The sequence below is a fragment of the Ahniella affigens genome (assembly GCF_003015185.1).
Classification (GTDB): Bacteria; Pseudomonadota; Gammaproteobacteria; order Xanthomonadales; family Ahniellaceae; genus Ahniella; species Ahniella affigens.
This window is the reverse complement of the sequence record NZ_CP027860.1, coordinates 1,458,661-1,474,990: the sequence shown is the minus strand read 5'-3', so window position 1 is coordinate 1,474,990 and position 16,330 is coordinate 1,458,661. Positions and strand designations below refer to the sequence as shown.

Annotated in this window: 11 protein-coding genes; 5 read left to right on the top strand and 6 right to left on the bottom strand. The window is 61.8% G+C overall.

The window, feature by feature from the left end; translation table 11 throughout:
* On the bottom strand, nt 1–1,728 hold the full coding sequence (locus C7S18_RS05535; RefSeq protein ID WP_106890625.1) for a DUF11 domain-containing protein: 1,728 nt from the start codon (nt 1,726–1,728) through the stop codon (nt 1–3).
* A gap of 210 nt (nt 1,729–1,938) precedes the next feature.
* On the opposite strand from C7S18_RS05535, the gene C7S18_RS05530 reads away from it, so the two are divergent.
* Complete coding sequence (locus C7S18_RS05530) at nt 1,939–3,687, top strand: NAD(P)/FAD-dependent oxidoreductase (RefSeq protein ID WP_170113134.1); 1,749 nt, start codon at nt 1,939–1,941, stop codon at nt 3,685–3,687.
* Nucleotides 3,684–5,441, top strand: coding sequence for an NAD(P)/FAD-dependent oxidoreductase (locus tag C7S18_RS05525; RefSeq protein ID WP_106890623.1), 1,758 nt, complete (start codon nt 3,684–3,686; stop codon nt 5,439–5,441). The genes C7S18_RS05530 and C7S18_RS05525 overlap by 4 nt, the downstream gene beginning before the upstream one ends.
* A gap of 131 nt (nt 5,442–5,572) precedes the next feature.
* Here C7S18_RS05525 and C7S18_RS05520 read toward each other — a convergent pair whose 3' ends face one another.
* Complete coding sequence (locus tag C7S18_RS05520) at nt 5,573–6,364, bottom strand: hypothetical protein (RefSeq protein WP_146151773.1); 792 nt, start codon at nt 6,362–6,364, stop codon at nt 5,573–5,575.
* Between the two features lie 102 nt (nt 6,365–6,466).
* Here C7S18_RS05520 and acnD point away from each other — a divergent pair, with 102 nt between their 5' ends.
* Together acnD and prpF are read left to right on the top strand one after the other, a co-directional pair.
* On the top strand, nt 6,467–9,061 hold the full coding sequence (acnD, locus tag C7S18_RS05515; protein WP_206207979.1) for a Fe/S-dependent 2-methylisocitrate dehydratase AcnD: 2,595 nt from the start codon (nt 6,467–6,469) through the stop codon (nt 9,059–9,061).
* Entirely contained in the window at nt 9,061–10,251 is a 1,191-nt protein-coding gene (gene prpF / locus C7S18_RS05510) for a 2-methylaconitate cis-trans isomerase PrpF (protein WP_106890621.1), read from the top strand. The genes acnD and prpF overlap by 1 nt, the downstream gene beginning before the upstream one ends.
* A 296-nt stretch (nt 10,252–10,547) precedes the next feature.
* On the opposite strand, the gene C7S18_RS05505 is transcribed toward prpF, so the two are convergent.
* Nucleotides 10,548–12,149 (bottom strand): integrin alpha, encoded by a 1,602-nt coding sequence (locus C7S18_RS05505; RefSeq protein WP_170113133.1) that lies wholly within the window; start codon nt 12,147–12,149, stop codon nt 10,548–10,550.
* A gap of 591 nt (nt 12,150–12,740) precedes the next feature.
* On the opposite strand from C7S18_RS05505, the gene C7S18_RS05500 reads away from it, so the two are divergent.
* Nucleotides 12,741–13,637: a glycosyltransferase family 2 protein gene (locus tag C7S18_RS05500; RefSeq protein ID WP_170113132.1), complete on the top strand. Its 897-nt coding sequence runs from the start codon at nt 12,741–12,743 to the stop codon at nt 13,635–13,637.
* A 150-nt stretch (nt 13,638–13,787) separates the two neighbouring features.
* On the opposite strand, the gene C7S18_RS05495 is transcribed toward C7S18_RS05500, so the two are convergent.
* Genes C7S18_RS05495 through C7S18_RS05485 form a run of 3 tightly spaced genes read right to left on the bottom strand, consistent with a single transcriptional unit; the run spans nt 13,788 to nt 16,309 of the window.
* Entirely contained in the window at nt 13,788–14,096 is a 309-nt protein-coding gene (locus C7S18_RS05495; protein ID WP_106890618.1) for a DUF4156 domain-containing protein, read from the bottom strand.
* Nucleotides 14,097–14,156: 60 nt separating this feature from the next.
* A complete protein-coding gene (locus C7S18_RS05490; RefSeq protein WP_106890617.1) occupies nt 14,157–15,242 on the bottom strand; it encodes a hypothetical protein in 1,086 nt (361 codons plus the stop codon).
* Nucleotides 15,239–16,309 (bottom strand): hypothetical protein, encoded by a 1,071-nt coding sequence (locus C7S18_RS05485; RefSeq protein ID WP_106890616.1) that lies wholly within the window; start codon nt 16,307–16,309, stop codon nt 15,239–15,241. Before C7S18_RS05485 ends, C7S18_RS05490 begins: the two co-directional genes overlap by 4 nt.
* Nucleotides 16,310–16,330: the final 21 nt, after the last annotated feature.

The following is a 16,330-nucleotide window of genomic DNA, read 5'->3' as shown; positions in this document are numbered from 1 at the left end:
TCAGCTGCGCCGGTTACGCAGACCCACCGCAGTCAGGCCGAGCGTCAACAGGATCAAGGACAGGACGCCGCGCATGTGGTCGCTCAGCGTCGGCACCGACGTCGCCGCACCGACCGAACCGGCCAAGTTGAACGAGAAGTTCTGTCCGTTCGACGAGCTGCAGTCCAGCACCCCAACATAATTGCCAACCGTCGAACTGCTGAAGTTGACCGCCAGCGTGCCCGTACCACCGGCCGGCACATTGAAGCTCAATGTCGGAATGGTGAATTGAGTGGCTGTCGGCGCCGTGCAGGTCACCGTCACATCAACCAGTCCCGGATTCTGGAACACGATCGATTGCGTGGTGCCTGGACCACCAAACGTCTGCTGCGGCAAGGTCACCGTGCTGCCGGACACAGGCGTTGATGTCAGGGGCACCGCGGTTCCGGCTGGACATTCGAGATTGAAGGTGACCGTGGTCGGCGCACCGCCGCGGGTCTCCGTGCAGGTCAAGGTCTGATTGGCGACCGTGGCCGCGAGGACGCACGTGCCTGAAAGCGGCCCGCCGTTGGTGCTGCCGGCTGGTCCGGTGGCGGTTACGGTTTGGGTAAAGCCGCTAAACGGCGTGCCAACGCTATTGCAACTGGTCGTCGTGGTTGCCGGCGCGCCCGCACCAGCGCCGGCCGTACCAATGGTGACGTCGATCGAAGCGGATCCCGTCGAACCAACTGTGGTACCACCGATGAAGCTGACGGTGCTGCTTGGCGCCGGTGCATAGGCGAACTGTGGGGGAACATCGGACGTCACCGTATCGGAATCGGTTGCCGAGTTGTTGCCAGGCGTCGGGTCCACAACCCCTGCCGGCGCCGCGATGGTTGCCGTGTTCGCAAGCGGACTGGATGCGCTGCCGCTGACCGCGCAGGTTGCGGTATAGGTGACCGAAGCACCCGCCGGCAGGTTGACCGCGGTGTCATTGATATTGCCCGACCCGGCGCCCGTACAGGCACCGCCGCCGGCAGCCGCGCAGGACCAGCTGGCTACCGTGCAATCGGCCGGGAACGTGTCCGCCACGGTCGCGCCGGTTACCGGGTCAGGTCCCGCATTGCTGGCGGTAATGGTGTAGGTCGTCGATCCGCCCTGGGCGACCGAAGCCACACCGTCGGTCTTGGTGATGCTCAGATCAGCGTTGATCGCTACCGTATCAAGCGTTGCAGTGAGATTGGCCACCAGCAGATCGCCCGTGTCATCTGCCGCGCGGTCACATACGGTAATCGTCAAGACGCCCGGAGCGGCCAGCCCGTCGAACGCGGATAGTGGATTGTTGGGACGGCATACCGGCCCCGGCGGCGTAACGCAATTGGTGCCGGTGCCACAGTTGGCGGCGTCACTGCAGAGCAGCGCGCCCTCGTCGTCAAGAACGAGGTTCAAATTATCGCCACTCGTGTCGAAATTGTTGATCGCTTGAAATGTGCTGCCGCCACCTGAGTAGCTGAGGCCAACTTGAATATCGCCACGCCAGGTCTGGGTGAGTTGGAGTTCCAGGTTCAAATCCTGGATCGTGCCGGTATCGGTGATATTGATGGTGTGGGTAATGCCGCCAACACCTGTTCCAGCTGTGTCATCAATACAGCCGTTGTCGGGCGCGACCGGCAGATTGGGGGTCGTGTTGTACGTGAAAGTTCCCGTTCCGGCCTGCGCGAACCCAGCGCTCAAGCCTACGACTGCAGCGACGATCTTCTTATTGGACATCTTAAACCCCTCAGCGTCTTGTGTGGAATGACCTGCGACCTTTCCCAAACTTCCCTACCCATCCCCGAAGCAATGATAGTAAGCGATTGCCCGATACCGGGCAACGCCCAAGGCCCGCGAAGCGGCCCGAGCGGGCCGCCAAAATGCCGCCTGTGCCGAAACGCCCGGCTCCGCTATTCTCGATTTTTCATTGTTGCGAGGTCTGAGCTGATGGACCTGGATGTGGCGATCATTGGCGCTGGACCCGGCGGAACAACGTGCGCGGCGCTGATCAAGAAGTATCTGCCGAGGGCCGAGGTGGGCCTCTTTGAGCGCGCCCATTTCCCGCGTGAGCACATCGGCGAAAGTCAGCTGCCACAAATCGGCTACATCCTTGCCGAAATGGGGTGCTGGGATGCGGTCGAAGCGGCTGGATTTCCGATCAAGATTGGCGCCACTTACCGCTGGGGAAACGATTCCAAGCTCTGGGATTTCGAGTTCACGCCGGCGGCCGACTATGTCTCGGAACCACGGCCCCGGCAGTTTTCCGATCAGGCACGGCAACTGGCGTTTCAAGTCGACCGCCGCATTTACGACCAGATCCTGGCCGCGCAGGCGGAACAACTCGGCGCGACGGTTCATTTTGGCCAAGCGGTGCGCCGAGTGTTGTCGCATGACGACGAGGTTCACGGTCTGCAATTGGATAACGGCAAGACGATCCGTGCGAAGTGGTACATCGACGCCACGGGCAATAGCGGGTTGCTGCGGCGGGCGATGCAGGTGGGCGTCAGCGCACCGACGAAACTGCAGAACGTGGCGTTCTGGGACTATTGGGACGATGCCGATTGGGCCGTACGCGCCACGGGCGACGCAACCAGAGTCCTGGTACTGTCGATTGGCTGCGGCTGGATCTGGTTCATCCCCATCAATCAGACGCGCACCAGTATTGGCTTTGTCTGCCCCGCCAGCTTTTATCGGGATGGTCAGCGGAATGCCGAGGAATTGTACAGCTGGGCCCTTGCGCAAGAGCCCTTGATCGGCAGCCTCACTACCCGGGCCCGACGCAGTGGTGAGGTCCAGGCCACCAAGGACTGGTCGTTTCTGGCAGATCGACTGACGGGAAAGAACTGGATGCTGGTGGGTGAGGCCGCCGGGTTTGCCGATCCCATCCTGGCGGCCGGCTTGACGCTGACCCAAACCGGTGCGCGCGAGGCGGCCTACACGGTCGTTTCGCTCCTGCGCCAGGAGCACGAACCAAGATGGTTATTGCAACACTACAGTGACAATCAGCGCGCACGCATTCGCCAGCACATCCGTTTTGCCGACTTCTGGTACTCCGCCAATGGCGCCTTCACTGACCTGCAGGACTATACCCGTGAAATCGCCCGGGATGCCGGCCTTGATCTGAACCCGCAGCAGGCGTTCCAGTGGCTCGGCACGGGCGGCTTCACTCACGATTTACTTGGTCAGGCGGTCATTGGTGGGTTTGACCTCGGCGGGGTTCGCCAATTGGCTCAGCGCCTCGTCAATGCCGACGAAAACGTCTGGACGCTGAGTCACTACAACCGATTCCGTCTGGATTTGGACGGCGCGGTTCAAGAGTCCATTCCCGCTTACATCGAGGGCCGGATTCACGCCGTGCCGTGCCTACACCGCGGGCCGTCGCGCCTGCCCTTGGTCGGCGCCTTTCTGATGGTGGTGAAGGCGCTGCAGAAGGCCGAGCGCGCCGACCAATTGCTGCGCCATATGCGCGAGCAGGCGCAGTCCCAATCTGCGGGGATTCATCCGGACCTGGCCCTGCGGCAAGTCCTGATGTGCCTGGAACTGTTGGTCAACGAATCCTGGGTTCGGTGCGAACACATCGCGGGCGAGCCCTGTATCGTGATGCGCACACCCAAGGAAGGCGGCTGCATTCATTCCAATATTGATCTCGTTGATCGCATCGAGGCATTGACACCGCGCGCCGAGGCGAGGCTATGAGCCCAGATCCCATCACGGTAGACGTTGCAATCATCGGCGGTGGCCCTGGCGGCGCCACGGCTGCCGGCTTTCTCAGACGCTATGCACCCGAGTTCAGCGTTGCAGTATTCGAACGCGAGTGCTTTCCGCGCGAGCATGTCGGCGAAAGTCAGCTGCCGCCAATTGGTCGCGTGCTCAACGAACTTGGCGTCTGGCCGGAGATCGAAGCGGCTGGTTTCCCGATCAAGATCGGGGCCACCTACCGCTGGGGTCAGAGCGACAAACTCTGGGATTTCGAATTCGTCCCACCCGCCGACTATCAGGAAGAATCCCGACCGCGAGCCTATGGTGGACAGTCCCGCTATCTGGCGTTGCAGGTCGAGCGCGCGATCTACGACGACATCCTGCTGCGACATGCCGCCACGCTCGGCGCCTTGGTCATGCAAGAGACCGCGGTACGCAGCGTGGCACGCACCGGTGACCGCGTAGACCACTTGATCCTCGATGATGGTCGCAGTGTGCACGCACGCTGGTATCTGGACGCGTCCGGCAACGCGGCCTTACTCAGACGCGCCATGGACGTGGCGATCGAGGCGCCGACCCGACTGCAGAACGTCGCATTCTGGGACTACTGGGACAACACCGAGTGGGCGTCCAAATTTCCTGGCGGTGCCACACGGGTGCTGGTGATGTCGATTGGATCCGGCTGGATCTGGTTTATTCCACTCAGCCCAACCCGCACCAGTATCGGCTTTGTCTGTCCGGCCGGGTTTTACAAGCAAGGCGGGCGATCGGCCCGGGAACTCTATGACTGGGCGCTGGCGCAGGAGCCGATGATTGCAGCGCTGACTGCCAACGCCACACGCGAAGGCCAAGTCCGCGCCACCAAGGACTGGTCCTTCCTGGCCGATCGTTGCTATGGGGACAACTGGCTGTTGGTTGGCGAAACGGCAGGCTTCGCTGATCCGATTCTGGCGGCCGGTTTGACGCTGACCCACACCGGTGCGCGCGAGGCGGCCTTGACTGTGATGTCCCTGCTGCGCGCACAGCATGACCCCGCCTGGCTGCTCCGCCACTACGACGACAACCAACGTACCCGAATTCGGCAGCACATTCGCTTTGCCGACTTTTGGTACGCCGCAAATGGCGTATTTACCGATTTGCAGGACTATACGCGCGAGATTGCCCGGGATGCCGGTTTGGACCTGAATCCGGCGCAGGCATTCCAATGGCTTGGCACCGGCGGTTTTACTCATGATGTGCTGGGCCAGGCCGTGATCGGCGGCTCGGACTTGGTTAGCGTGCGCCAGATTGCGCAGCGCATGGTGGCGTTGGATGAGGATCTCTGGCAGCTGACGCGCTACAACCGGTTCTGGCTACAGCTGGATGATGCCGCCCGTGTCGATATTCCCGCCTACCTTGAGGGCCGGATCGTTGCTGTACCCTGCTTCGTTCGGAATGGCAAACGCCTGCCCTGTGTGGGCGTGTTCGCGTCCATTGTGACCGCCGTGCAAACGCATAGCGCCTTGCCGGCCCTGTTGTCAGCCTTGTCAGCGCAATCGGGTGCGTCCGATTCCCCTGGTTCCGGATTGCCTTCTGGCGACCTGTTCTATCAGCAGGTTCAAGCCATGGAACTCATGCTCAGCGATGGTTGGCTGCGCGCCGAGCATGACCCCCAACTGCCTGTGCTGACCATGAAGACACCGCGCGAAGGTCGGTTCATTCACACCAATGTGGATCTCGCCGCAGTCGCGCCACCTGGTCGCAAGACGTGAATCGGGCCGCGACGATTCAGCGCGAACGATCCCTTGCGTGAGCGCCAATCTAGGCGCACGTTGCCGCCCATTCGCGGCAACGCGTCTGATCCTGTCCACGCCAGAATCGCTCACGGGCCCAGTGTCCCTGGTCACTCGCGAAATTCGAGCGAACCACCATCGGCAAACTCGAAGCGCTTCGGCTCCCAGCGAATCTCCAGATCGGACAGTGGCATCGCCAGGTACTCGGCGTCAGTCACCCGATTCAGGCTCATCGTCCGGCCACAACGGGCGTTGAACGTGTCACCTGGAGCCAACGTTTGAACCTCATCGACCCAGCAACTGGCAACGATGCCAAAGTCGAGTGGGTCGTGTTGCTTCTGCCGAAGTTCAATCAGCACACCAAACTTGGCGATGGTTCGATCGCTGATATTCGTTAGTCGGTAGGTCGTGACCGCTTTTGGCGGATCATTGGCGTTGCTTGGCAACGGCGATTTGGGTTGCCCGGGCATTGCTGGTGTTGACAGACCATAGATCTCGGCCTGGGTCAGCATGTCGCGCGCCACCACTTGCATCGACATGATTTTGCGCAGCGGCGCGAAATTTTGCTCGCGCGCCGCGCGAAAAGCCGAGGCCTTGGCCTCCTGCTCCTGCATCAGAACTTCAAAGCGCTTCTGCAGGTCAATCGCTTCGGCAAAGGTGCGCGCCGTCATCGGGTCGTCCGGATCACCCATTCCGGCTGGCAGATAGTCGCCGTTGGTGCGCTGCACGTAAGCCTCGACCCGTTTCCGGTCTTCTGGATCCAAACGTTCCAATTCCGCCTGAACCGAGCTCAGATCGGTGCTGCCGAACGGCAGCTCGGTGTGCAAGGGGTTGCTGCTTCGGAACGCACCCCAGATGGCTAGCGCCAACGCCAACAACACCAGTATGGTCCAACGGCTCATGGCAACTCCCGGAAAATCGCCATCATAGCGGCCCAAACGAGATTCGCCAGCACGGCCCTGCCTGCTAAAATCCGGCACTTGTCCGCATGCTCTGGATCAATCATGAATCAGTCGTTCCGTAAGCCATTGCCCGGCACCGCGCTCGAATACTTCGACGCCGCCGCCGCAGTTGACGCCATCGAACCCGGCGCCTGGGCGGGCCTGCCCTACACTGCCAAAGTCCATGCCGAAAACCTGGTGCGACGCGCTGACCCGGGCATGCTGAACGAGTGTCTCGCCCAACTGATCTACCGAAAGCGTGAGCGCGATTTTCCGTGGTTTCCGGCGCGCGTGGTGTGCCATGACATTCTGGGTCAGACCGCGCTGGTCGATCTCGCCGGGCTTCGTGATGCGATCGCCGACCAAGGCGGCGATCCGGCCAAGGTCAACCCGGTGGTGCCCGTACAGTTGATCGTCGACCACTCGTTGGCGGTTGAGTGTGGCGGCTACGATCCCGACGCCTTTACGAAGAATCGCGCCATCGAAGATCGCCGCAACGAGGATCGCTTTCACTTTATCGACTGGACCCGCAAAGCCTTTCGCAATGTCGACGTCATCCCGCCCGGCAACGGCATCATGCATCAGATCAACTTGGAGCGCATGTCGCCGGTGATCGGCATCGAGAACGGCGTGGCGTACCCTGACACATGCGTCGGCACCGACAGCCACACGCCGCATGTCGATGCGCTCGGTGTAATTGCCGTCGGTGTCGGCGGTCTTGAAGCAGAAAACGTGATGCTTGGCCGCGCCTCGTGGATGCGTCTGCCCGACATTATCGGGGTTGAACTTACCGGCAAGCCCCAAGCAGGCATCACGGCCACCGACATCGTGTTGTCGCTCACCGAGTTTCTGCGCAAGCAAAAAGTCGTCGGTGCTTACCTGGAGTTCCGCGGCGAAGGCGCTGCCGCGCTGACGCTGGGTGACCGCGCCACGATTTCGAACATGGCGCCGGAGTATGGTGCGACGGCGGCAATGTTCTTCATCGATCAGCAGACCCTCGACTACCTGCGCCTTACCGGCCGCAGCGATGAGCAGGTCAAGTTGGTCGAAACCTACGCCAAGACGGCCGGCCTTTGGGCGGACGCGCTCGTCAATGCCCGTTACGAGCGCACCTTGCAGTTTGATCTGAGCGCGGTCGTGCGCAGTATGGCTGGCCCATCGAACCCGCATGCCCGGGTGGCAACCGCTGATCTCGCGAGCAAGGCCATTGCCAAGCCCTGGACCGAAACACCCGGACAAATGCCCGACGGCGCCGTGATCATCGCGGCCATCACCAGTTGCACGAATACCTCCAACCCACGCAACGTGATCGCCGCCGCGCTGCTCGCCCGCAATGCCAATCGGCTCGGCTTGGTGCGGAAGCCCTGGGTCAAGTCCTCACTGGCGCCCGGGTCCAAGGCGGTCGCGCTGTATTTGGAGGAGGCCGGACTCAAATCCGAGCTTGAACAACTCGGCTTTGGCATCGTCGCGTTTGCCTGCACGACCTGTAACGGCATGAGCGGCGCGCTCGATCCGGCGATTCAGCAGGAAATTATCGATCGCGATCTGTACGCGACCGCCGTGTTGAGCGGCAATCGCAACTTTGATGGCCGCATTCACCCCTACGCCAAGCAGGCTTTTCTGGCCTCGCCGCCACTGGTGGTGGCTTATGCGATTGCCGGCACCATCCGCTTTGACATCGAGCGCGATGCGCTCGGCCATCGTGCCGATGGCAGTGCGATTTTGCTGAAGGATCTGTGGCCGAGCGATGCCGAGATCGATGCCGTGGTGCAAGCCTCGGTCAAACCGGAGCAGTTCCGCAAAGTCTACGATCCAATGTTCAAAGTCGTGGTCGAGAGCGGCGAGCGCGTGGCGCCGCTCTACGACTGGCGGGCACCGAGCACTTACATCCGCCGGCCGCCCTATTGGGAAGGTGCATTGGCGAAGCCGCGCACGTTGAGCTATTTGCGGCCCTTGGCGATTTTAGGTGACAACATCACGACCGATCATCTGTCGCCCTCGAACGCGATTCTGTTGGACAGCGCCGCGGGCGAGTATCTCGCCAAAATGGGCTTACCCGAAGAGGACTTCAACTCGTATGCCACGCATCGTGGCGACCATCTGACGGCGCAGCGCGCGACGTTTGCAAATCCGACCCTGAAGAACGAGATGGTCCGGAAGGACGACGGCAATGTGCGCGCGGGCTCGCTGGCCCGCCTCGAACCGGACGGCACGGTGCTCCGCATGTGGGAAGCCATCGAGACCTACATGCAGCGTGAGCAGCCACTGATTGTGATTGCCGGCGCCGACTATGGCCAAGGCTCGTCGCGTGACTGGGCCGCCAAAGGTGTGCGCCTCGCTGGCGTCGAGGTCATTGTCGCGGAGAGCTTCGAACGCATTCACCGCACCAACCTGATCGGCATGGGCGTGTTGCCGCTGGAGTTTCTGCCTGGCACCACGCGCTTGACGCTGAATCTCGATGGCACCGAAACGTATTCTGTGCAAGGCCAGCGCGCGCCGCGGGCGCAGCTGACGCTGACCATCACGCGTCGCGATGGCGGCCAAGTCGAGGTCCCGGTGCGGTGCCGACTCGATACGGCCGAAGAAGTGTCGATTTATGAGGCGGGTGGCGTACTGCAGCGCTTCGCACAGGATTTTCTGGAACAGAAGGTGGCGTGATGAGCAACCCGATCACCCCACAGCAACGCATTGCGGCCGTCTACATGCGCGGCGGGACCAGCAAAGGCGTGTTCTTTCGTCTGGACGATCTGCCCGCTGCGGCGCAAGTGCCGGGGCCAGCGCGCGATGCGCTGCTGATGCGGGTCATTGGCTCGCCAGACCCGTACGGCAAACAAACCGATGGCATGGGCGGCGCCACGTCCAGCACCAGCAAATGCGTGATCATCAGCAAGGCGTCGGTACCCGATCACGATGTGGACTATCTGTATGGTCAAGTTTCGATCGATACCGCGTTCGTCGATTGGTCGGGCAACTGCGGCAACCTGAGTTCTGCCGTGGGTCCGTTCGCGATCAGTCAAGGCCTGATCGATCCCGCGCGCCTACCTAAAGATGGCATCACGACCATCCGCATTTGGCAGAAGAACATCGGCAAGACCATTCTGGCGCATGTGCCGATGCGCGATGGCCAGGTGCAAGAGCTCGGCGACTTCGAGCTCGACGGCGTCACGTTTCCGGCTGCTGAAATTGCGCTGGAGTTTCTGGACCCCGCTGAAGACGCAGGCGAAGGCGGTGGCGGCGCGATGTTTCCGACCGGGTCATTGCTCGAAACGCTTGACGTGCCGGGCATCGGCACGTTTAACGTCACGATGATCAATTCCGGTATTCCGACGGTGTTTCTGAACGCCGAGGCTTTGGGTCTCAAGGGCACCGAGTTGCAAGCCGATATCAACAACGATCCCGCCCTGCTCGCCCGCTTTGAAACCATTCGCGCTTACGCTGCACTGCGCATGGGCTTGATCCAATCGCTGGATGAGGCCAAGACGCGCCAGCACACACCGAAAATCGCATTCGTGGCGCCACCTCAGAACTATCAGGCATCGAGCGGCAAACACATCGCGGCGACCGACGTGGATGTGCTGGTCCGAGCCTTGTCGATGGGCAAACTGCATCATGCGATGATGGCAACCTGCGCGGTCGCCATCGCGACCGCGGCGTCGGTGCCCGGCACGTTGGTCAATCTGGCTGCTGGTGGTGGTCCGCGTGACGCCGTGCGCTTCGGCCATCCGAGCGGCACCTTACGCGTTGGCGCGAAGGCCGAGCAACGCGACGGCCAATGGACCGTCACCAAGGCGATCATGAGCCGCAGCGCTCGCATTCTGATGGAAGGCTGGGTGCGGGTGCCGGGCTGACGACTGCGGCGGGTCTGGGAGGATCAAGCAGACCATCCCTAACCGCAACCCGCGCTTATTAACTCGGCACGGTTGCATCTGAAAGATGCTGCCGGGTTAATTGCGCGGGCCAAGGATGGCCCACCCGCGCCAGAACGCAGTGCTGGCGCGGGTTTCGAGTCCGGACATGCGCCGGACTCGAAACGAACGTAGTTGAACAGGAAGTTCAACTACGTTCCTGCCGGATCAATAGTGCGCGCGTGGTGGCGGTAATCTGGCGCACCGCATCGGTGCGCCTCTGATCGGTCTTGGATTCGTTATGGCACAGCAGATTCGAAGCTGTTGTCAAAGACCGCATTGGGAACGCCAAACAGCACGTAAGCCCGACCGGAGCCATTGCCGTTTGGCGAGGCGCCACTGCCGCCCACGACGAAGTCCGCCACGCCATCGTTATTGAGATCTCCCGCGGCGCTGATCGCAACACCGAAACTATGGCGATCGCCCTCACCGTCGATTGCGAAACCAGCCCCGGCGTCCAGACTCGCCAGCGCCAGAGGTTCGGTCCGAGTCTCACGCTGCCCGAATATCACGTACGCACGGCCCGTCAGGTTCGCACCGACCGTCACACCCGGCGCGCCAATTCCAATATCGTCGAAACCATCGCGATTGATATCACCGAGACCGGCAATGTCAGTACCCGCGCGATTGATTGAGCCGGCACCATCAATGACAAAGCCAGTCGCAGCATTGATCGTGGCGGCTCCGAACACCGCTGGGAATCCCGTGGTGCGTCCAAACAACACGTAGCTGCGACCGGCACTGGACACCGCAGCGGGGTCCGCGTTGGGCGCGCTGAGCAACAGATCATCAATGCCGTCGCCGTTGACATCGCCAGCCGCGGCCACCTTCCCGCCGAAGTTGTCGCCGTTCGCCTCGCCTTCGATCGTGAACCCATCAGTGCCGGTCAAGGTCCGCAGCCGCACGGGCGACGTAAACGGCGTGCTGCGGCCAAACACCACATGCGCAATGCCGCTCCGAACGTTGTCCTGGCGATCACCGTTACTCGCACCGATGACGAGATCGTCCAAGCCGTCGCCATTGATGTCACCAGCCGCTGAAACGGACCGCCCCGCATTGGATCCAGCCACAGCACCATTGATCACGATGCCGGCACTGCCATCCAGACTGACCAGATCGAGCTGTGCCGGAAACGGTGTGCTGCGGCCGAACACGACGTAGCTCCGCCCCGAATTGCCGCCCTCGGGATCCGCTGCCGCGGCACCGATGATGACGTCATCGATGCCATCGCCATTGATATCCCCAGCACGCGCGACTGAGGTCCCCGAACCATCGTCGGCATTCTCGCCGTTCATGACAAAGCCGTTGCTTCCGTCCAAGCTCGACAGCGTTAAGGTTGCCGGAAAGCCCGTAGGCGTCCCAAATATCACATAGCTGCGACCGGAGTTGTTGGCGTTCGCGCCATCGGCACCGATGATGATGTCGTCGATTCCGTCGGCGTTGAGATCACCGGCCGCGCTGGCGCCAACACCCAAGCGATCATCAGCGGCCAAACCATCGATTGCGAAGCCGTTGCTACCGTTTAGTGCCGTGATCTGAATCTCGGCCGTGAAAGCGGCTGACGTTCCGAATAGCACATAGCTTCGACCCGACGCGTTGCCATTCGGGTTAGCGCCTGGCGCACCAACGATCAGATCGCTGACCCCATCGCCGTTGATATCGCCAGCGCGATTGGTGTCGGATCCCAGGTTGTGGTTGGTCGCCTGGCCGTTGATCTTGAATCCAATGCTGCCATTGAGATTGGCGGCTTGCAGAATCGTTGCTTGCGCGCCTGCTTGGTGAGTAGCAAGCAGACACAATGCACAGAGCGTGGCTTGGGCCAATGAGCGTCGTTGCGGCATAACAGTTCCTTGATTGCGTAAACAAGAAGTTGGCACGTCTACGCACGCACCCAGACTGTTTCGGGCCGGCGCAAAACGTCGTCGGCTCGGCTCATGCCGTGCGCGACTATGACTGAATTGAGAGCAGCGAGTGTTGGCGGTGGCTGGACTCTTGACGCTGCAGTTCGTCTCGACCGAATGCTTGGAATCTCTGACCGACGCCATTCAGCAGTGCGCGTCGTGACCGGTCAGCATGCGATCGAGGTCACCGAGAATCGACCATACGTTGGGCTCGCACCACTATCTTTCGATAGGCCGCATGGCGCCAAGCTCCGGCCTGGGGCGGACTAGTGCCAACGGTGCTGCATTGGCACACGAACGAAGATCCGATAGACGGGCTGAGACGCGGAGCCCCGCAAGCAAACCCGAGTCGTTCGGCAACACCTGGCCGGGTTCCAGCAATCGAGGCAACGCGCGCATGACCGCCAAGCGATGCACCCATTGGCGCGCCGTGGCAGACTAATGTGATGAGCGAGGCCTGCAAATGCGTCATGCCAGAGCCCTCGGTGTGTGTATCAGTCGATCGCCCAACCCCAGAACAGAGCTTTGCCCTTGTCCGAGCCCGTACTGACCATCTGCATCTGCACCCATCGCCGAACGGCATGGCTGATCGCGTGCTTGCAAAGCCTCGCCAACCAGGAGCCCAACACGCCGTTTTGCGTGCTCGTGGTCGACAACGATGCGGATGACACGGCGCGGTCCCAGGTACTCAGAGCCGCGGTCGAGTTCGGCCTGCAGCTTCGCTATGTACATGCGCCCGCCCACAACATCGCGCTCGCTCGAAACGCTGCGCTCGACCTCTGCGACACAGATCTGTTGGTGTTCTTTGACGATGATCAACAGGCCGAGCCCGGCTGGTTGCAGCATCTATTGCAGGGCCTCGGTGACGCAGACGCAGTGTTTGGGCCCGTGCTGCCGATCTACCGTTCGACCGAGCCAGAGTGGCTACAACAAGGTCGCTTTCATCAGAAGCAGGCGCGATCGGCGCCTGACGGGACATTGGTCGGCTACGGCTATACGGCCAATGTCTTGCTACGCCGTGATCGATTGCCCGGACTGCGCTTCGATCTGCAATCTGGGCCAACCGGGGGCGAGGACACCCGGTTCTTTCATCAATGGGCGTCGCTCTGCGCACGCTTTGTGGTCGCTGATTTAGCGATCGCCAGCGAGGAGATCGCGCCGGAACGCTGCACGATGCAATGGCTGACCAAACGGCACGTTGCGTCGGGGCATGTGCATGCCGATCTGATTCGACAGGATGGTCGGTCGCTGGCTTGGGCGTTTCTGAGCGCGGGGCTCAAGTACCTATATTGCCAAATCGCCGCAGCGTTGACTTGCTACCGCCCTGTGCGCTGGCGCGCCTGGCGCCTCCGCGGTGCACTGCACTATGGGGTGATGGCGGCCCTATTGGGCGCGCGAGCTCCAGCGTTGTACGGCCAAGAGGCCTGAGTTGCGGCGAACGCAACGCGCGTCGACAAACCTGGGGCCGCACGAACGGACGGAGGGGTCGCCCTACCAGGGCAGACACAGAGGTCTGCCCCTACGGGTGATGGTGGATTGTGCAGACGCGGGGTCTGCCTTTGCGTCACGCGACCGGAATCAGCGGCAGCGAAACATTCCGAACTTTTGTTCGCCGTCGGCCACGTCGCCCAGGGCCTGAATCGTGTCGGCGCCGGCATCAACGGCCGAGTTGCGTGCCATCGTTTCCAATTCGTCTTCGACCTTCATGTCGTTGCGCTCGTAAAAGCCCACCTTGGCGCGCACCGATGCCGTCACGGTGCCCTTGTTCTCGCAGGCAGACAAATCGGAACCTTCGGCGACACGTACTTGGTCAGCGCCCTGATCCATCTTGACCCACGTGCAAGCGCCGAGCGTGGCGACCAATCCAAGAACCAGAATCCGCTTCATGATGTGCTCCTCATTCCGATGGTGACGATCATCTTGCCAAATACTGCCTGAACCAATTGTTCATGGACTGCTCGGCGTTGTGCCCCAGGCGATCGGGGCTTTCGACACGGGGGCCGGATCGTAGCCCTCAGTGCATTGCGTGTTCATGTCCGGCTGTTGGTGCAGGTTGATAGGTCGCCGCGCGAACTCGCGCAGTGCTTCCATACCGCCGCTGTCGACAAACCACGCTTGGTAGCGCGATGCTGCGAGCGACTGTGCCGCCGCCTGATCAACGTCCGAAAGCAGTGATGATGCGTCGTCCGACGGCGGTTGCTTGGCGCTGTTTGACTGGTTCTGCATTTCGCGCATGACGCGCTGCCACAGCAATTTCAGGCTGGCGACTTCGACCGGATTGTCGCGAACGGCGTCGGGAATTGCGATATTGCTACCGACTGGCGCGTTCGCGAGCATACTCAGCGCCTGCAGACTGCCACGCTGCACAGACGCCTCCAGAATGCGCGGCGCTTCCGTTCGATAGTCTTCGAGAAAGTCGATACTGAGGCCGAGATCCTGCGAGAAAACGCCGCCGCTCAGGTAGCGCGCCAGTGACGGCCGATGCCCGGCAATCGCCGCCCGTTTGGTCATGTCATACGCCGCGCGATAGTGCGTGTCGGCGAGTCCCGAGCAACGATTCAGCAAGAATCGGGCGCGCTCAGCCCGCGCCTCAAGCGAACGGATCATCGCCAGCTGTCCAATGATCTGATCCGCCCTGCCACGCTCGATGGTGAGCCGCATGTCTTCAAGCTCCCGGCACTGCTCCAGTTCCATGACGAGCCGACACGCCGCGCCGGCATCACCCTGCTCCGCACGCGCCTTCAGCGTGTCGAACAGACTCAACACAGGCGCATCGAGACTCGGCAGCGCTGGCCATTGTGCCGGGCTGTAGGGAGTGTCGGTTGCATCGGCAAGTTGCACGACCCGCATCGCCATCGCGGGCTCAGCATTCGGTGGGATAGCAGCCGAAAAACTGGACGCCACGACACGTTCGACCGGCCGGGCGGCCTCGGCGCGCATCGCCTCTGGCATCTGTGCGGAGTGCGGCAATAGCACCACGGCGCCAACAAGCAGGACGAGGACAGCTGGCACGATCAGCAGCAGACGTTTCATTGCAGCAACCCCATTTCACGACGCCAGTCGAGCGGCACCGACAAATCTGGCGCCTCGACGAACGAGGTTGCACACGACTCGTCAGGACTCCGCACGTGACTCGTGTCGCGGCTCATGGCACTGCGCCGCTGCGCTTCGCGCATGTGCGCGACCATCTTCTCAACCTGCGCCCGCTCAAGGTCAGTCAACAGATCAGAGTCGATTGAGCCCTTCCGCTGGCCGCCCTCATCCAATTGCCGAAGCGCTGCCACCATTTGCTCTCGCTCAATTGCCGATAAACCCGCATCCCGATCCAACGCCAAGCCGCCGTAGCTCGGTCCGAGTCGGGACACCAGGGCATTCCGCGCCACCAGGGAGCCCGCCTTCATCGCTGCGATCAGCAGCGCGTCGCGTTCACGCAATATCTGTTTCAGCTCGGCCACCGGGACACGTCGGTCATAAACGGGCAGCCAATGTTCAAGCGCAAATGTTTCCATCGCAGCAACGTTGCCAGCTCGCGCCGCTTGGCGGATGTAACGCCAGTCATGGCGGTCGCTCTCAGGGATTTGTGCGCAACGCTCTGACTGCCCAAGCAGGCTCTCTGCATGCGACAGCGTCGCCGCGACATCACCCGTCTGGCTCTTCGTCCGGTCCTCGACGATCTCGCCAACAATCTGCAGTCGCCGGTCAATGTCGAAACAGGCGCGAAGCTCCAGTGCAAGCCGACAGGCGGCCTGGTGATCGCCCTGATCAGCGCGATCTTTGAGCGTCGGCCAGACGTCTGCCAGCGGCTCCGTGACCGGCGGCAGCGGCGGCCAGGCACTCGGGTCGAATCGCGTCGCCGGCTCGATTGCAGCGATCGCAGGCGACTCCTGACTGACCGTCGGTTCGATCGCCGAAACCACGGCGTCGGCTGGCAGCGTCTCCTCGACACCTTGTTCCGGGAATGCCGCCACGGCCAACTGCTCGGCCGATGGCGAGCGCATGGCCCCAAGCGGTGTTCCCGGCGCCAGCGCCAGCACCAGAACCGCCAGCACTGCGCACAGTGCGACGGCGAGCACAATGAACAACCAAAGCCTGTTGCGCATGGAGAATTGTTGTCCGTTCCG